Source organism: Nocardioides sp. REDSEA-S30_B4, assembly GCF_001627265.1.
Taxonomy (GTDB): Bacteria; Actinomycetota; Actinomycetes; order Propionibacteriales; family Nocardioidaceae; genus Nocardioides.
This window is the reverse complement of record NZ_LUPI01000066.1, coordinates 1-15284: the sequence shown is the minus strand read 5'-3', so window position 1 is coordinate 15284 and position 15284 is coordinate 1. Positions and strand designations below refer to the sequence as shown.

Sequence of the window (15284 nt, the reverse complement as noted above, 5' to 3'; positions counted from 1 at the left end):
TGGTCAGCAGGCATCGGTGGAGTCGGCACAACATCCCCCTCGGGGCAGGGGGTGTTGCGACATTCCTCTGACCCCGCAGACCTCTCGGCCGTGCGTGAGCGACCTCTCGGCGGTCAGGCCTCGGCGGCGTCGCGGATCGGGGTGATCCAAGACTGGTGCGTGGTGCTGTTCTTGGTGATGGCCAGCAGCTCGTCCATGTGCGGCTCGAGGCCGGTCACCTTGTCCAGCGGGACACCGATGATGAGCTGGAAGCCCAGGCCCTTCCACGCGCGCACGGCACGGCCGGCGAACTCGGAGTCGGCCTTCACGAAGCCCTCGTCGAGGAAGACCGGCGCGAAGCGGGGCCGCGAGCGCAGCTCGTCGCCGAGACGGAAGCGCAGCGCCGAGCCGACGATGAAGGCCACCAGCTCCTGGCTCTCGCCACCGCTCTTCTCCCCCAGCGTCCGGTAGGTCGCCTTGAGCTCGCCGGTCAGCGAGTCGTAGCGCTCCGCGCTGATCTCCACGTGCCGGCGCACGTCGAGCAGCCGGTCGCGGTCGGTCGAGGACGACGCCACGTCGCCGACCTGGGCGGGCACCCGCAGCTGGTCCATGAACCGGCTCAGCTCGGTGAAGCGCCGCTCGAGGTCGTCCTCGCCCAGCTCCCCGGTCGTGCCCGACGCCAGCCGCCGCAGGTCCTTCATGAAGACCTGCACGTGGGCGGGCGCGAGACGGCGCAGCCGGATGCGCAGCCGGTCACCGACGCCGCCGAACTCCAGGCGCCGCAGGATCGCGTTGATCGGCTCGAGCCGGTCCTCGATCTCCTCGATCGAGGCGGCCATCGCACCGACCAGCGGCACGAGGTCCTGGCCGCTCCACTCGGTGAGGCGGCGCCGCCACTCCGCGCGCCGCTCGGCCAGGCCGGTGCCGCGGACCTCCTCGAGGATGCGGGCGTAGTCGGGGTAGGACGCGGCGGTCGCCCCCAGGTTGGGCGAGTCCCACTGCATCTTGTAGACCCGGAAGATCCCGGCAAGCTCCTCCTCGACCCGGGTCAGCTCGGTCTCGGCGTCGACCACGGCCTCGCGCAGCCGCTCGGCGAGGCGCTGGGAGGTCTCGGTGAACCGCTCGAGGTCGTCGGGGTCGCCGGGCGCGGCCGCGGCGGCGAAGTCGGCGGCCAGCGCGGCGTCCTGCTCGTCGGTGAGCGTGACCCGCCCCGAGCGCTCCATCGCCTCGAGCCGGTCGGTGACGAGGTCCTCGTCGTCGACCAGCCGGGCGTGCTCGTCGCCCAGCTCGCGGGCGCGCGCCTCCAGCCCGAACCGCTCGCGGCGCACCTCCTCCAGACGGCCCGTCAGCTCCTCGATCTGGCGCTGCAGCGCGTGCAGCTGGTCGTCGGCGCCGAGGATCTCCTCGCGCCGGGCCTCCAGCTCGGCGATGCGCCGGTCGCTGCCGTCGACGTCGAGGTCGTCGAAGCGCGCCGCCACGATCGCGTCGTACGACGCCCGCTGCTGCTCCAGCAGCGCACTGCGCCGGTCGAGCTCGGCGACCTCCGCGTCGACCGCGTCCAGCTGCTCCTCCAAGGCGGCGAGCTCGGCGTCGATCTCGGCGACCGCCTCCTCGCCGGAGAACCCGATGATCGAGCGGCTGTCGCCCCGCCCGTGGGTGCCACGTCGCCCCTGACGGGTCTGACCGGCCTCGGTCACCCGGAAGCCGCCGCCGGCGAGCCCGGCGGCGTCCTCGACGCACAGCGCGTTGCGCGACGGCTCGCTCACGTGCGCCTGGACCCAGCCGGAGAACGGCGAGTCCTGGAAGAGCAGCTTGCCGGCCACCCGCTCGGGGTCGGCCGGGCCGAGGTCGGGCAGGTGCAGCTCGACGCCCTCGAAGACCAGTCGGCCGCGCAGCCGCAGCCCGTCGATCGCGGAGGAGAACTGCTCGAGCCGGTCCAGCGGGACCAGCAGCATCCGGGCGCTCGCACCCAGCACCGTCTCCACGGCGGTGCGCCACCGTGCCTCCTCCGGCGCCACGTCGATCAGCTCGGCCACGAAGGGCAGCTCGGAGGCGGGGATGCCGCTGGCGCGCGACACCTCGTCGCGCAGCTCGTGCATGCGGGCCGGCAGCCGCCCGCCGCGGCTCTCCAGCGAGGCGCGCTCGCGGCGCAGCTCGGCCTGGCGCTGGCTGAGGGGGAAGCGGCGGTCGCGGGTGACGTCGCGCTCGCGGCGCACCCGCTCCTGCTCGCGTTCCCAGCCCGAGAGCCACTCGCGGGCGTGCAGCTGCAGCACCGTGAAGGCCTCGACCGACATCAGGGCGTCGCCCAGGTCGGGCGCCTCAGCGTCGGTGACCCCGACGACCGGCAGCAGCCGCTGCTGGAGCAGCTCGCGCCGGGCGAGCCGGTCCTCGCGGACGACCTGCTCCTGCTCGATCGACTGGCCGATCCCCTGGATCGTGGAGCCGCCGGCGGCGCGGTGCGCGGCCTTGGCGGCCTCCAGGTCCGAGGCCAGGTCGCGCTCGGCGGACGTGGAGGCCGACAGCTCGGCCGTGGCCCGCTCGCGTGCGGCGCGGTTGGTGTCGACGGCGTCGCGGATCAGCCGGTGGTGGGTGCGCAGCAGCCACTGCCGCAGCGGGGTGTCGCCGGTGGCGGCGACACCGTAGGAGTCGAGCTCGGCCAGCCGCGCGGTGGCGCGGACCTGCCGGTCGTGCAGGTCGGTGATGGGGCCGAGCACCTCGAGCTTGCGCTCCTCGGTGCGCATCGCGGAGTAGGCCGCGTCGAGGTCGTCGAAGTGCTCGATGGCCCGGTCGGCGGCGGCGTAGGTGGTCGGGCGCTCGAGCACCATGTCCTTGTAGAGCTCGTCGACGCTGCGCACCTGGTTGCCGGCCTGGATGCGCGCCAGCAACCGCAGCGCCTTGGCCCCGTCGCCACCTGCGCCGATGCCGAGCCGGGCGTGCAGGACGGCCGAGAACTCGGCGTACGTGCGGTGGACGCGGACCCCGGGGAAGAGCTTCTTGAGGGTGTTGGCGTGGAAGCGGTCGGCGACCGCCGCCTCCAGCACCTGCAGCGACAGCGCGCCCTCGTGGGTGACCAGCTGCATCTGCACGTCGGCCGAGCGCGCCGCACGCCGAGGGACGTAGTAGGTGCGCAGGGCGGTGAAGCGGCCACCCTGGTCGTTGACGAAGGTCATCGCGACCGCGCCCCAGGTGTCACCGCCCTTGCCCCGCAGCAGCTTCTCGACGGGCCGCCCGGTGCGCGGGTCGTCGACGACGTCGACGGCACCGCGCAGGTAGGACAGCAGGTTGCGCTGGCCGACGCCGCGGGCGCGGCCGGCGACGGCGTCGTTGGAGGCGCCGTTGAACTTGGTGTCCGAGGGCATCATCAGCGCGGTGTAGGCGTCGAGGATGGTGGACTTCCCGACGCCCGAGGCGCCGGAGATCATCGTGGCCTCGCCGCGCAGCGGCACGGTCGTCAGGCCGCCGAAGCCGCCCCAGTTGACCAGCTGCATCAGCGCAGCGCGCCACTGCATGGTGTCGTCGGCGGGCAGCGCCACGGTCTGCTCGGTGAACAGGCCCTCGCGCTCGGTCTCCTCGACGCTCACTCGGCGTCCTCCTCGATCAGCATGCCGTCGGTGTCCTCGGCAGGGGCGCCCTGCGGCTCCCCCGGCTGTGCATCGGCCCGTACGTCGCTGGGCTCGTCGGTCGCCTGGTCGTCGCCGCCCGCGTCGGCCCCGCCTCCGTTGGCCTCGCGCAGCTGCTCGAGCAGCTGCTGCAGCAGCTCCAGCGGCAGCAGCGGCTCGACCGCCTCGCTGATCTCGAACCGGTCCTCGGAGGCGGTCGGGATCAGCAGGCCCGCCTTGGCGACGCTGGTGAAGGCGTTGCGCGCGCGCTTCTCGTCGCCGGCCTCGTCGGTCGCGTGCGCCGGACGGAAGGTCGCGACGTGGTCGAGCACGTCGTCGCGGTCGATGTAGACCCGGGCGTCGCCGCCGGCGTGTCCGGCTCGCAGCCGGTCGCGCAGGTGCACGAGGACCAGCGTCTCCTCGCGGGACCAGGCGGCGTCGTAGAGCAGCGTGGGCAGCCGGGCGCCGGCCTCGGAGACTGCCTGGCGCTTCCAGGCGACCTCGCGGGTGCGGTCGATGGCCAGCTCCAGGAAGAGGTCGTTGAGACGGGAGCGGATGACCCGCTCGTGCTCGACCAGCACGGTCCAGTCCCGCGGGTGGGTGCGTGCGGAGATGAAGCGGGACTTCAGCAGGGTGACCAGGGCCAGCCGCTGGGCGTGCTCCAGCCCGCCCTCGTCGCCCTCCCACAGCGACACCGAGGTCGCGTCGTCGGGTGCAAGGTCGGGCGCGAGGTCGGGCGTCGGGTCCAGGTCGGTGGTCACTGCTGGTCCTCCACGGACTGGTCTGGCGGCAGGTCGGGCGGCAGATCGGGATCCGGCACGGGGGTGCGCGGGACGTCGAAGGTGCGGCGGGTGCCGTCGGGGCGGACGGCGGCGTACGCCTCGCCCTGCTCCTCGGGCTCGGACTCCTGCTCCAGCCAGCCGAGCTCGGCGGCGAGGTGGAGCAGGCCCAGGATCTCGACGGGGCGGCGCAGCGACGGCTCGAGCGCGCCGAAGAAGGAGCCCATCGAGCCGACCGGCACCACCTGGGCGCGGGCCTCGTCGAGGCGGCCGCGGAGCACCGAGAGCTGCGGTCCGCCCTGGGCCTTGAGCTCCTCGAGGGTCAGGCGCGGTGCGTCGTCGGGGTCGGGAGCGGCGATCGGCTCGGGCAGCCGGTCGTCGGCGGGGTCGTGGAAGCGCTCGCGCAGGTGCTCCACCGACACCCGGGCCGGCAGCAGCGGCAGGTCGATGCTGGCGCGCGGGCCGGTGGTGGCCATCCACGTCATCAGCTCGGACTCGACCTGGCGCAGGGTCTGCTCCAGCTCACGGTCGCGGGCGACGTCGTGGGAGACGATGTACTCCTTCAGCGTCGCGGTCACCCGCGAGCGCTGCGAGAGCACCCGGTCCAGGCCGTCACGGACCAGGCGGACGGTGCCGCGCAGCTCCGCGCGGTCGGCCTCGCCCAGCAGCCCCTCGGAGAGCGGGTGGTCGAGCAGGTCGCCGAGGTCCTCGCGCAGCTGGGTCACCGTGGCGTCGTCGCGCAGCAGCGCGAAGGCGCCCTCGAACGCCCGGCCCTCGTGGGTGGCGGTCATCAGCGCGTCGGCGCGGGCGAGATAGTCGTCGATCACCTCCCCGGCGGGACGGTCCTCGGCCCGGAAGGCGGCCAGGATCTCCGAGCGGATCGTGGCGAAGCGCTCCTCGACCCGGGCGAAGTCGCTGGGCAGCGCCGAGACCAGCGACATCAGCTCGGTGTAGCCCTCGAGCATGAAGTCCTCGGTGGCCCCCACGAGGTCAGCGCCGTCGACGAGCCGGTCGCGCTCGGCGGTCAGCCGGGCGATCTCGGCGTTGAGGATGCCGACCCGGCTGGAGCGGTCGGGGTTGGCCTCGGAGTTGAACCGCCGCACGGTGGTGAGAATGGTGGCGATGCGGTGCTCGGAGAGGGTGGCGCGGTCGCGCGTGAGGTTCTTGACCAGCTCCAGCGCCTGCTGGGCGTGCGAGGTGAGCGCGTAGACCTCCTCGCCGGACTCGTCCAGCGAGCGCACCAGCCACTGGCCGCGCATCCAGCGCTGGCACAGCTCACGCCCCGAGCCGGTCGGGACGTCGGCTCCGGGGTCGCGCCGGAAGACCGCGAGGTGCTCCTCGACCTGGGTGTGCAGACGCGCCGTCGGGATCGGCTTGTTGTCGCGGCCGAAGGCGGCCCGGAAGATCGTGATGACCACCGGTGCCTGTCGCTGGTGGAGCAGGGTGAGGGTCGGCCGGGCGAAGGCGGCGCTCACGCGCGCGAGCTCGGAGGCGATGTAGGAGCCCTCGCTCACTGATCCTCCCCGTGCGGCTGTCCGGACACCGACGGGCAAGCATCCCAGACGCCACCCCCAGGGGTGGGACCCGGGCGGGGGTCAGGGCACGAGCACGTCGTCGATGGGACGACGGGGGGCGCCGGGCAGCCGGGCGCTCGAGGTGTGCGGCCACCCCAGGCGCAGCAGGACCTGCGGCTGCACCGCGAGTCCCAGCACGCCCGAGCGCAGCTGCTCGCGGAGCTCGGGCTCCTCGACCGGCAGCGAGACCGGCACCCCGCCGAGGCCCTCGGCGACGGCCTCGAGCCACACCGCGCTGAGTGCCTCGCCGGCGGCGAGCCAGCCCGCGCGGGTGTCGTCGTCGTGGCAGATCGCCAGGACCGCCGCGCGCTCGGTGACCGCCTCCGCGTCCTCCGCGGGCGTCCCGTCGAGCGCGCCGGCGCCGTCGCGGCCGCGGCCGAGCGGGTCAACGACCCGGTCGGGCACCAGGTCGGCCGGCACACCGTCGTACGTCGCCCGCGGCTCGATCGCCCACCACCGGGCGTGCTCCCGCTCCACGAGGCGACGGGAGGCCTGCAGGACGCTGGCGGTCGAGACCAGGTGCTCGACGGCGACCCGCTGGCGCACGTCGAGGACGACAGCGGGCGCACCGGCCTGCGTCGAGACCTCCGCGAGGCGCTGCAGGGTCTCGTCCGGCACCTCCCAGGAGCTGAAGGGCCTGCGGTCGGTGCGGCGAGCCACCAGGGACGCGAGCGCGATGCGGTCCTCCGGCCGGGACGGCGAGCGGCCCTCCAGGTGCAGCCGGGCGACCAGGTCCGGCGGGCCCCCGTCGGGGAGGCGCTCCACGCGCACCGCGCGGTCCCCCGAGCGGGCTGCGACCACGGCGTGATGCAGCGCCGACCCCAGGCTGAGCATCATCAGCCGTCCGCGGGGGTCCACGCCGTGCAGCTGGCGGTCGTGGTCGGCGTACAGCTCCAGGGTGTTCTCGGAGCAGATCCGCCACCGCCAGGGCTGGGTGTTGTGCAGGCTGGGCGCGCGCATCGCCATCGCCACGATGCTGCGGGCGACGCCGCGCTGCGGCGCTGCCCCGGTGATCTCCGATGCCGTCAACGTGACCATGTCCGCCTCTCCGGACCCGGCTCCCTCCGGCTCCGACACCAGCCTCGCGGGGCGCCGGGGCCCAGGCACGAGCCGGACGGCACGCTGGCGCGGGACCAAGGTCCCGCGCTGCTGGGCTCAGCCCATGAGGTCCTCGGAGAACGCCACCTCGTCGACCTCCCGCGGCGTCTGCACCGGGCCGAGGTACGACGCCGCGTCCGACCCGGCCCCGGCCATCCGGAGCGTGGCCCGCACGGCGGTGCCGCCGCCGAGGCAGACCTGCTCGGCGAGCGCACGCGCCGTGGCCAGCTGGTCCCCGGCGGGCACGACCCGCGAGACCAGGCCCGCCGCCAGTGCCTCGTGGGCGTCCAGGCGGCGGCCGGTCAGCACCAGGTCGTCGGCCAGGCGGTGCCCGATGACCTCGCGGAGCCGGCGCAGGCCACCGTGCTCGGCGACCAGGCCCCGCCGGGTGGCGGTCATCTCGAAGGTCGCGGTCTCGTCGGCGACCACGACGTGGCAGGCGAGCAGCAGCTCCACCCCGGCGTCGCGGACCCCGCCCGAGACGGCGGCGACCACCGGTCGGTCCACCAGCCGGCCGGTCAGCCCCGCCACGCCGTGCGGCGGTGTGACGAGGGTGCCGCCCCACCCGATCTCGGCCGGGTCGAGCCCCTCGCAGAAGTCCGGTCCGTCGGCGTGCAGGAGCAGCACGCGCAGGTGCGGGTCGTCCAGCCAGGCGGAGACGACCTCGTCGCACTCGGCGTGCGTGCGGCGGTCGAGGAGCGGACGCAGCAGCGCGAGCTCGACCACGGGCCCGTCGACGGCGACCCGGATCCTGGTGTGCTCCCCGTCGAGCCGCGCTGGACGGACGGGATGCCACCGGTCGAGCGTGGCGCGGGTCAGCGCGGCCCGGTTGAGATGGTCGACGTGGCGCACGTGGACGCGACGCCCGATCGGCTCGACGTCCTCGTCGGCCAGCAGGTCCAGCAGCTTGTCGTCGGCGACTGCGGTCGCGAGGAACCGCCGGCCGGCGAGGTCGCGACACACCAGCGCCGCGGTGCGGCTGCCGTCGCGTTGTGGCTCGACGCTGAAGGTCTCGATCACCGCAGGGCCGTCGGCCACCTCGGTCCACGGCACCCCGGGGACGGCGTCGAGCCCCGCCTGGAGGGCGGTCGAGTCGTCGGGGACCCACGGTCGCGGCCGGGCGGAGTAGACGCCCACGGCGTACTTCGAGAGCTGGCCGCCGTTGGCACCCACCAGCCCGGTGACGCCGGGCTCCCGGCGTACGCGCCGCACGACCTCGGCCACCGCGTGCAGCGAGTAGTTGCTGCCGGCGCCGCCGAAGAACGGCAGCCCGCCGGTGAGGGTGAGGCGGCGCGGGTCCTCGGTGTCGAGGTCGAAGGCGTCGGTGACGGTGGTGATCGCGATCGGGAAGCAGCTGTAGAGGTCCATCGGGCCGATGTCGTCCATGGAGGCCCCGGCCACGTCGAGCGCGTGCTCGATCGCGGCGACGGTGGCCGGGCTGCGCGAGAGGTCGGGTCGCTCGAGCATCGGCTGCTCGGAGAGGAAGGCGTGCCCGTGCAGGAAGACCCAGCGGTCCTCGGGCACCCCGAGCGCCCGGGCGGTGGCGATCGAGGCGATGACGCAGGCGGCGCCCTGGTTGACCTGGTCGCGGGCGACCATCAGCCGGCGGTAGGGGTCGGCGACGACCCGGTTGTCGGCGGTGGTCGTCTCGACCTCAGCGGCGGTGCGCACCGTGGGCGCCGCCGCGTGCTTGCGCTCGGCGGCCACCTCGCTCATCGGCGCGAGCAGCGCGGCCATCTGCTTGGCGTAGGTGCGCCGGTCCAGCCCCAGACGGTGCCGCCGTGCGTGCTCGAGCAGCGCGTACTGCACCGGCGCGTTGGTCATCCCGTGCAGCACCTGGTGCCGGGTGTTGACCAGGTGCGTGCCCCGGCCCCGGTCGACCTCGGGCCCGGTGACGTCCTCGGCAAAGTCCGGCCGCTCGCCCGCCGCCCCCTCGCCGCGGGTGAAGTGCCGGGTGGTGGAGGTGACGTCGGCGCCGAAGACGACCGCCAGCGAGTGCTGGCCGTCGGCGATCCCCTGGCACAGCTCGTTGACCAGGCTCTGCGGGGTCTGCCCGCCCAGCGCGTCGTGCACGACGTACGACGGCGAGGCACCGACCCGGCGCAGCACCGCCCAGGGGTAGCTGGTCGGCGTCCCGAGCGGCGACCCGAACCCCATCGCCTCGAAGGAGCGCGTCATCACGGCCGCGTCGACCGCGTCGAGCACCTGCTCCGCCGTCGCGCCGGTGTCCTCGACGGCCGCGAGGAGCGCGTCGGCGGCCAGCTGCGCCTCCGAGCGGGCGCGGTAGTCGGGCGAGTCGAGGGTCTCCGAGGTCTCCCCCACCCCGATCAGCACCGGGGTGCTCGGCGGCAGGTCGGCGTGGCTCGGGGAGGGAGCCGAGGAGGACTCGGCGGACGCGTTCACGGGAAAACTAGAACACGTTCTCGTCCGGTCCTGCTAGCGCCCCTCGTGCACGAACCGCCCGTCGGCCGTCACCGGGTGGTCCTCGTTGATCGCCACGACGGCGTCCGTGGGGCCGTCCTCGATGGCCGGGCGCGGGTCGAGGTGGATGCCGGCGATCATGCAGCGCACCGAACCGCCGGCCAGCTCGATGGTCGGGATGTCGACGGCGAGGATCTCGCAGGAGCGCTCGATCACCTCGATCTGGTCGGGACGCAGGCTGGCGCGGGCCCGCGCCGACATCGCCATCACCCGACGGGCCCGGCCGTCGTCGTGCTTGCCGGCCAGCTCCACGGCGTTGCCGGCGAACTCCCGCACCTGCTGCTCGGTGATCTCCACCAGCGTCCGGCCCTGGACCGTCAGCCGCTCGCGCACCTGCTCCCGGCGGCGCTCGTCGGGGATCATCTCCAGCGCCATCAGCGCCACGTCGGTGCCCACGCAGCCCATCACGTTGGTGTGGTAGACCGGCACGCCGCCGGAGTCGACCGCGTCGAAGACCATCGGCTCGTAGGTGAAGTCGGTGCAGAAGCGCTCCAGCACGTGCGAGTCGGCGCGGTGGCTGCGGGCGACGTAGGCCACCCGGGAGAGGTGGTCGAGCACCATCGCACCGGTGCCCTCGAGGAAGATGCCGTCGGGCTCGAGGCCGGAGTAGTCGATGATCGTCTGCACCCGGTAGTGCGACTTCAGCATCTCCAACACGTCGCCGCGCCGCTCGTGCCGCCGGTTGGAGGCGTACATCGGGAAGACCCCCACGACCCCGCCGGCGTGCGTGGAGACCCAATTGTTGGGGAACACGCTGTCGGGCCGCGTGTGGTCGTGGTCCTCGAACACGTGCACCCGCACGCCGACCTCGCGCAGCGCCTCGGCCACGGCGTCCATCTCGGCGAGCGCCAGCTCGGAGAGGTGGGCCGCGGTCTCGCCGGCCGGGGCGTCGGCCTGGAAGGCGTTGTCCGCGGCAGTCGCGGGGTTCGGGAGGAAGCGCGTCGCGCGGATGAGGATCACGGCCGAGGGCGCTTGAGCGGTCACGGCCGGAGAGTAGGTCATCCGCGGGTGGGTGCGCACAGCGACCGGTCCTGCCACAGTGCTGCCATGGCTCCCTCCCCCAGCCCCACCCACCCCGCGGCCGCGCCCGACGACTCGTGGCTGGCCACCGACCCGGCCTGGGCCGGCGTGCGCCAGGAGGTGATCGACGTCGACGGCCGCCCCGTGCGGGTGCTGCGCGCCGACGCGACGGGCGCCGGCACGGGGACGGGCTCGCAGCCGCAGCTGCTCGTGCACGGCCTCGGCGGGAGCGCCGCGAACTGGATCGACGTCATCGCTCCCCTCTCCCGGCGCGGCCCCGTCGTCGCCGTCGACCTGCCCGGCTTCGGGCACACCCGGCTCATGGACTCCGACCGGCTCACCGTGCCCGGCCACGTCTCCTTCGTGCGACGGGTGCTCGACGCCCTCGGCTGGGCGTCGGCCACCGTCCACGGCAACTCCATGGGCGGGCTGATCGCCACCCACCTCGCCGCGAAGCACCCCGAGGTCGTCGACCGTCTGGTCCTGGTCTCCCCCGCCCTCCCGCACTCGTGCGCGCTGCGGCTGCTGCCGCCCTCGGTGCCGGCCGTGCAGGGGATGCTCACCATGGGCCTGCCCAGCATCGGCGGCACCGTGCTCGCCGCTGCCACCGGGCGCGACGCCCGACCGGCCGCCCGAGCGCTGCTCGGCCTGATCTTCACCGACCCCGACGCCGTACGCCCCACGCTGCTGCAGGCCATGGCCGCCGACGCCCTGTCCGAGGACCCCGAGCAGCTGGCCGACCGGCGGCGTTCCCTGCGCAGCAGCACCGCCTCGATCGCCCGGCTCTGGCTCGAGCCCGCCCCCACCTGGCGCGCGATCCGCGCCATCGAGACCCCGACCCTGGTGCTCGGCGGCACCGCCGACGCGCTGGTCCCGGCCCGGGTCCTGCGCCACGTGCTGGCCGCCCGGCCCGACTGGACCGGTCACCTCATCACCGACCGCCGGCACGCGCTGATGCTCTCGGAGCCGCACGAGTTCCTCGACCACGTCGAGCAGTGGCTGGACGAGCCCGCCCGCGCCGCCTGAGCCACCCCGGACGCCCGAGGGCGCTCAGAGGACGATCAGAGGGCCGGCAGCGTCCTGGTCACGATGGTGAGCAGCGCGTCGCGCAGCAGCCGGTGCGCCTGCGCCCGCGACAGCGCGCCCGCGCGCGTCCACTCCCGCACCGTGGCCTTGGCCAGCCCGCCGTAGGCGCGCACCGCGGCACGCGCCACGTGGTCGTCGGCGTCGAGACCGACCAGCTCCAGCACCCGACGGGCCGCGAGGTCGTCGGCCTCCTCGAGGATCCGTGCCACGTCCTCGTCCTCCGCGACGCCCTCGGACCCCAGCACCGTGAAGTACGACGCGGCCTGGGGCTCCACGGAGTCGAGGAACCAGCCCACGGCCCGCTCGACGCGATCCTCGAGCGCCAGCGCGTCCAGTGCCTCGGTGTCGCCGGTCCGCGGGGGTCGGGCGCCGCCCTCGAGCGAGGGCAGCAGCACCGATCGCCGCACGACCTCCAGGTAGAGACCGCGCTTGTCGCCGAAGTAGTGGTTGAGCAGTCCTCTGGCGATCCCGGCCTCGCGGGCGATCTCCGCCGCGGAGACCTGGGCGTAGGGGCGCTGGCCGAACAGCCGCACGGCGCACGCGACGATCTGCTCACGACGCTCGTCCGGGGGCAGGCGTCGCCCTCGGCCTCCTCCGCCGTCCCCGACGCCGTCCCTGAACAGCTCCGACATGGGCTCACTGTCGCAGATGCCTGCCGCCATCAGGAGCCACGACGGTCTGGAGCACCCTGAAGGTTCTCGCGAACCCCTCAGCCTGACCGCGCGACGGTCGAGCTCCAGGGCAGAGAGGGACGGCGGACCACACGTCCCATCGGGTCCGCCACCAGCGATCACGCCGTCCTGGCGCACGCCGCAGGAAGTGCGGAAGGCGCCGGGGCGCCCTCGACTGCGGGTCGGCGACTGCGGGTCAGCGACTGCGGGTCAGCGACTGGGTGATGACGGCGTTCGCAGCTCTCTGGAAGCCGGTCACCACCGCCTCGAGCGTGAGCCGTCGCAACGTCGGCAGCGTCTGCTCGAGCCGCTCTGCACCCTCCCGCGAGGGGTCGGCGCGCCGGTAGGGATCGAGCACCTGGTCACGCAGGATGTCGGTCAGCTCCGTGACCAGGGCCTCCATGTTGCGGCGGATGGCATCACTCGCCGCCTGCATCGATGCACGCGGGATGTCGATCCCGAGCAGCTCGACGCCCTCGGCGAACCCCGGCATCACCACGAGATGGTCGCCGTCGCGGTCGAGCACGCCGATCGACTCGAGCAGCGCGAGATCAGCTGTGGACAGCAGTCGGCCCGCACGACGCTGGACCTCGTCGAGGTCCGCCCGCTCGGGCGGCCGAGGGCTCCAAGACGTCAGCATGGCCCGCTGCAGCGCGAGGTCCTCCACCGTCGCCTCCGCCGGCAGCGCGGCGATGAATCCCTCGATGGCCTGCAAGGTGAAGCCGTGCTCCTGCAGCGCGCGCACCAGCTCGAGGTAGGCCAGGTGCCGGTCGCCGTAGTAGGCGAGCCGTCCGCGGCGCTGCGGGGGCGGCACCAGTCCGAGACTGGCGTAGTAGCGGGTGGTGCGCACCGTGAAGCCCGCTGCGGCGGCCAGCTCGTCCACGGTTAGGTGAGCATCGCCCGGCGCGGTCGTCGAGTCGGAGGAGGGCGGCACCATGACACGCACAGTATCGCTGTCACAGTCCTCTTGCATCGTGACAGTTCTGCTGTCACAGTTGTGGTGACCGATCGTTGTCGGGGCCCGACCAGCAGGGAAGGGGTCCCCACGAGCACAGGAGAGCATCTCGATGGCGCAGCCCACCTCGATCTACGAGCAGGAGCACGAGGACTTCCGCGCGATGGCCCGCACCTTCATGGAGAAGGAGGTCGCTCCCCACATGGAGCAGTGGGAGAAGGACGGCCAGGTGAGCCGGGACCTGTGGCTCAGGGCGGGCGAGCAGGGCCTGCTCTGCTTCGACGTACCCGAGGAGTTCGGCGGCATGGGAGTCCAGGACTTCCGCTACAACGCCATCGTCTCCGAGGAGCTCTCACGCATCGGCGCCAGCGGCCCGGGCTTCCCCGTCCACACCGACATCATCGTCCCCTACATCACCTCGCTGGGCACCGACGAGCAGAAGCAGCGCTGGCTGCCCGGGCTGGTCAGCGGCGAGTTGATCTCGGCCATCGCGATGACCGAGCCGGGCGCCGGCTCGGACCTGCAGGGCGTCAAGACCAGCGCCGTGGACAAGGGCGACCACTACGTCCTCAACGGCTCCAAGACCTTCATCTCCAACGGCATCATGAGCGACCTGGTCATCGTCGTGTGCCGCACCGACCCCGACGCCGGCCACATGGGCATCAGCCTGCTGGTCGTCGAGCGCGGCATGGCGGGCTTCGAGCGCGGTCGCAACCTGGACAAGATGGGCCTGAAGGCCCAGGACACCGCCGAGCTGTCCTTCGACAACGTCGAGGTCCCGAAGGCCAACCTGCTGGGCAAGGAGGGCGAGGGTTTCATCTACCTCATGCAGAACCTCCCCCAGGAGCGCATCTCCATCGGGGTGCAGGCCGTCGCGGCCATCGAGCACGTCTTGGACCTGTGCCTGTCCTACGCCAAGGAGCGTGAGGCGTTCGGCAAGCCGATCGGCAAGTTCCAGCACAATCGCTTCGTCCTCGCGGAAATGGCCACGGAGGCCTACGTCGCCCGGACCTTCATCAACGACTGTGTGATGAAGCTCAACGCCGGCCAGGCCGACCCGGCTCTGGCGTCAATGGCCAAGTGGTGGACCACCGAGCTGCAGGCGAAGGTGGTCGACGCCGGCGTCCAGCTCCATGGCGGCTACGGCTACATGACCGAGTACCCCATCTCCCGGGCCTACACGGACTCGCGCATCTCGCGCATCTACGGTGGCACCACCGAGATCCAGAAGGAGATCATCGGGCGCACCCTGGGGTTCTGAGCCGGCAGGACACCCGGAGCTGGACGCGGTGGTCCGTCCCGCGCTCAGCGCGGGGCAGCCAGCCGCCGGCCCGTGACCTTCGTGGGGCGTAGCCGCACGGTCGCCGACTTGCTGCCGGTGGGCCACGCCGTCGGCGCGTCCTCCGGCGCGGGCTCGAAGAGCACCCGTGCCACCCCGCGCACCAGGACGCTCCACCCGGTGCGGGTCTCGTGGTCGAGGTCGTCGACCTCCAGGGCGACCCGACTGTCGTCGACCTCGCGCGCCATCGCCGAGTAGGCCGCGGTCCGGATGACGACCGCGCCGTCGGAGACGGCGATGTTGACCGGCACGGCGACCGGTCCATCGGCGTCGACCCAGACGAGCCGGCCGATGCCGACGGTCGCCATCAGCTCCCAGCAGGTCGACTCGTCGAGGTCGACGAGGACCGGGCGGTCGTGTCCTTGACTGTGCTCCTGGCTGTGCATGGTGGCCATGCCTCCACGGTGCCCCGCGGGCCGCGCCGGTCGCAGGGTCCAAGGTCCCTCGCGACCGGTGCTCCTGTCCCGACCGCGACGCTCAGCTCTGGGTCTCGTCCCCGGAGGAGTCCGGGGACGCCGACGACTCGGGGTCCGGGGAGACGTACGCCGGAGGCAGACCCGGGCGTCCCTGGGGACCGCCGGGACCGCCGCGCAGGTCGCCGTCGGGGCGTCCGTGCTCGGCCCACCGCTCGATCCCGTGGTCGCGCCCGTCGTCGCCCACGGCGTGCCCGACCGCGAAGCCCGCGCCGGCGCCCACGAGCACC

General features: G+C 73.5%; 12 protein-coding genes. 2 read left to right on the top strand and 10 right to left on the bottom strand.

What is annotated here, in order from left to right:
- Window positions 1–113: 113 nt before the first annotated feature.
- From A6R01_RS12455 to ctlX, 6 genes are all read right to left on the bottom strand, one after another.
- A complete protein-coding gene (locus A6R01_RS12455; RefSeq protein WP_292606319.1) occupies window positions 114–3560 on the bottom strand; it encodes an ATP-binding protein in 3447 nt (1148 codons plus the stop codon).
- A complete protein-coding gene (locus A6R01_RS12450; protein ID WP_292606316.1) occupies window positions 3557–4339 on the bottom strand; it encodes a DUF4194 domain-containing protein in 783 nt (260 codons plus the stop codon). Before A6R01_RS12450 ends, A6R01_RS12455 begins: the two co-directional genes overlap by 4 nt.
- Window positions 4336–5871 carry a DUF3375 domain-containing protein gene (locus A6R01_RS12445; RefSeq protein ID WP_292606314.1) on the bottom strand — a complete coding sequence of 512 codons (1536 nt, stop codon included), beginning with the start codon at window positions 5869–5871 and terminating at the stop codon, window positions 4336–4338. Before A6R01_RS12445 ends, A6R01_RS12450 begins: the two co-directional genes overlap by 4 nt.
- Window positions 5872–5952: 81 nt before the next feature.
- Window positions 5953–6969 (bottom strand): nitroreductase family protein, encoded by a 1017-nt coding sequence (locus tag A6R01_RS12440; protein ID WP_292606312.1) that lies wholly within the window; start codon window positions 6967–6969, stop codon window positions 5953–5955.
- A gap of 117 nt (window positions 6970–7086) precedes the next feature.
- Window positions 7087–9432 (bottom strand): enoyl-CoA hydratase-related protein, encoded by a 2346-nt coding sequence (locus A6R01_RS12435; protein ID WP_292606310.1) that lies wholly within the window; start codon window positions 9430–9432, stop codon window positions 7087–7089.
- A gap of 33 nt (window positions 9433–9465) precedes the next feature.
- Window positions 9466–10494: a citrulline utilization hydrolase CtlX gene (ctlX, locus tag A6R01_RS12430; protein WP_292606308.1), complete on the bottom strand. Its 1029-nt coding sequence runs from the start codon at window positions 10492–10494 to the stop codon at window positions 9466–9468.
- A gap of 63 nt (window positions 10495–10557) precedes the next feature.
- On the opposite strand from ctlX, the gene A6R01_RS12425 reads away from it, so the two are divergent.
- Window positions 10558–11556, top strand: coding sequence for an alpha/beta hydrolase (locus A6R01_RS12425; RefSeq protein ID WP_292606306.1), 999 nt, complete (start codon window positions 10558–10560; stop codon window positions 11554–11556).
- Window positions 11557–11591: 35 nt separating this feature from the next.
- On the opposite strand, the gene A6R01_RS12420 is transcribed toward A6R01_RS12425, so the two are convergent.
- Window positions 11592–12248 (bottom strand): TetR/AcrR family transcriptional regulator, encoded by a 657-nt coding sequence (locus tag A6R01_RS12420; protein WP_292606304.1) that lies wholly within the window; start codon window positions 12246–12248, stop codon window positions 11592–11594.
- A 235-nt stretch (window positions 12249–12483) separates the two neighbouring features.
- Window positions 12484–13224, bottom strand: a complete 741-nt coding sequence (locus A6R01_RS12415) for a MerR family transcriptional regulator (protein ID WP_292606302.1) — start codon at window positions 13222–13224, stop codon at window positions 12484–12486.
- Window positions 13225–13354: 130 nt separating this feature from the next.
- Here A6R01_RS12415 and A6R01_RS12410 point away from each other — a divergent pair, with 130 nt between their 5' ends.
- On the top strand, window positions 13355–14503 hold the full coding sequence (locus tag A6R01_RS12410; RefSeq protein ID WP_292606300.1) for an acyl-CoA dehydrogenase family protein: 1149 nt from the start codon (window positions 13355–13357) through the stop codon (window positions 14501–14503).
- Between the two features lie 44 nt (window positions 14504–14547).
- On the opposite strand, the gene A6R01_RS12405 is transcribed toward A6R01_RS12410, so the two are convergent.
- Both A6R01_RS12405 and A6R01_RS12400 read right to left on the bottom strand, forming a co-directional pair.
- On the bottom strand, window positions 14548–14976 hold the full coding sequence (locus A6R01_RS12405) for a pyridoxamine 5'-phosphate oxidase family protein (protein ID WP_292606298.1): 429 nt from the start codon (window positions 14974–14976) through the stop codon (window positions 14548–14550).
- Between the two features lie 82 nt (window positions 14977–15058).
- Window positions 15059–15284, bottom strand: a 226-nt coding sequence (locus A6R01_RS12400; RefSeq protein ID WP_292606296.1) for a hypothetical protein, incomplete at its 5' end; no start/stop codon positions are given.

What these genes read in the sequence shown, in the direction of transcription:
- A6R01_RS12440 (WP_292606312.1), bottom strand. Translation starts at nt 6,969, where the DNA reads ATGGTCACGTTGACGGCATCGGAGATCACCGGGGCAGCGCCGCAGCGC.
- A6R01_RS12425 (WP_292606306.1), top strand. Translation starts at nt 10,558, where the DNA reads ATGGCTCCCTCCCCCAGCCCCACCCACCCCGCGGCCGCGCCCGACGAC.
- A6R01_RS12420 (WP_292606304.1), bottom strand. Translation starts at nt 12,248, where the DNA reads ATGTCGGAGCTGTTCAGGGACGGCGTCGGGGACGGCGGAGGAGGCCGA.
- A6R01_RS12415 (WP_292606302.1), bottom strand. Translation starts at nt 13,224, where the DNA reads ATGGTGCCGCCCTCCTCCGACTCGACGACCGCGCCGGGCGATGCTCAC.
- A6R01_RS12410 (WP_292606300.1), top strand. Translation starts at nt 13,355, where the DNA reads ATGGCGCAGCCCACCTCGATCTACGAGCAGGAGCACGAGGACTTCCGC.
- A6R01_RS12405 (WP_292606298.1), bottom strand. Translation starts at nt 14,976, where the DNA reads ATGGCCACCATGCACAGCCAGGAGCACAGTCAAGGACACGACCGCCCG.